The sequence below is a fragment of the Microcystis sp. M49636_WE2 genome, from assembly GCF_030065375.1.
In the GTDB taxonomy this organism is placed as follows: domain Bacteria; phylum Cyanobacteriota; class Cyanobacteriia; order Cyanobacteriales; family Microcystaceae; genus Microcystis; species Microcystis aeruginosa_C.
This window is the reverse complement of sequence record NZ_JASJFG010000047.1, coordinates 1-1,468: the sequence shown is the minus strand read 5'-3', so window position 1 is coordinate 1,468 and position 1,468 is coordinate 1. Positions and strand designations below refer to the sequence as shown.

The following is a 1,468-nucleotide window of genomic DNA, read 5'->3' as shown; positions in this document are numbered from 1 at the left end:
AAGTGGCAATTTTCTCCACGGGAGATGAATTAATTAATCCCGATGAAACCCTCCAAAAAGGTCAAATTATTGACTCAAATCGCTACGCTTTAACCGCATTTGTCGCCAGTTTAGGGGCAATTCCCAGACCTTTAGGTATAATCAAAGATAATCCCGATCTTCTCAGAGAAACTATCAGAAAAGCCATTAATTCTAGTGCTATCGTCCTTTCCACCGGAGGTGTTTCTGTAGGAGATTATGATTATATCGAGGGAATTTTAGGGGAATTAGGAGGAAAAATTCTGATTCGCAGCGTTGCTATTCAACCGGGTAAACCCCTAACCTTTGCTACTTTTCCTAACGGTTGTGTTTACTTTGGTATCCCCGGTAATCCCGTCTCTGCTTTAGTTTCCTGTTGGCGCTTCGTACAAATGGCCATTAAAAAATTATCAGGATTGACAGATTATCAGAACAAATTTCTGCGAGTTATCACCCGCGATACTCTCAAATCTAAGGGACAAAGGGAAGTTTATCTCTGGGGAAAAATAGAAATTATCGAGGGAGTTTATCAATTTCAACTCGCTTCCGGACAACACAATTCGGCTAATTTAATTAATTTAGCGGGTACTAATGCTTTAGCCATAATTCCCCAGGGTAAAACTACTATACAAGCAGGAGAAACAGTAGAAGTTATGATAGTTTCTTGAAAAAATACCTAACCAAATTTTTGGCTAGGCAGCTGGTTATAATTAAATTGAAGATAGATTTTGGGTGTCGATCCCCCCTTAATCCCCCCTTGATAAGGGGGGTGTCTGATGGTTTTTAACACCTAACTACTTAGGTATCCATCAATTTACTTCATCGAAAATATTGCCAGATAATTTAACCAACACCAATTAATGAACCCTGCAATTTAACATCGTCGCTACTATTGTATATATCAGCTAATTGACTAATATTTTCTAACTCAATTGCGGGAGTAGTTCGTTTAATTAAACCAGTTAAAACTTTACCCGGACCGACTTCGATCGCTTTTTCCACACCCACATTTGGCAATTTTAACATAATTTCTCGCCAGCGAACCGAGCTAGTCATCTGCTGGATCAGATATATTTTTAATTCCTCCGCATCGGTGATCGGTTGGCTAGGATTAACATTAGAAATAACGGGAACTTTTGCAGACCTAAAATTAACCAATTCTAAAATCTGCTGAAACTGAATAGCGGCATTTTCCATCAAGGGAGAGTGAAAAGCACCGGATACTTTTAACGGCATAACCCGCTTAACTTTCACTTGACCTAATACCAAATCCACCGCTTCAGGAGTCCCAGAAATCACCACTTGTTCGGCACTATTATCATTAGCAATAACTACATTTTCCGTCTGATTAATCACTGTCTCTAGACTGGTGCGATCAAATTTCATTAAGGCGGCCATTTTACCACCTTCGGCCGCATCCATCAAACGGGAACGGTTTTGAACTAGATTT

Annotated in this window: 2 protein-coding genes; one reads left to right on the top strand and one right to left on the bottom strand. The window is 39.6% G+C overall.

The features are described 5' to 3' along the window. A partial coding sequence (locus tag PX484_RS00905; RefSeq protein ID WP_288102671.1) for a molybdopterin molybdotransferase MoeA occupies positions 1-686 on the top strand: 686 nt, incomplete at its 5' end. 175 nt (positions 687-861) lie between these two features. On the opposite strand, the gene PX484_RS00900 is transcribed toward PX484_RS00905, so the two are convergent. Then, positions 862-1,468: ACP S-malonyltransferase (locus PX484_RS00900; protein WP_288102670.1), on the bottom strand; the 607-nt coding region annotated here is incomplete at its 5' end.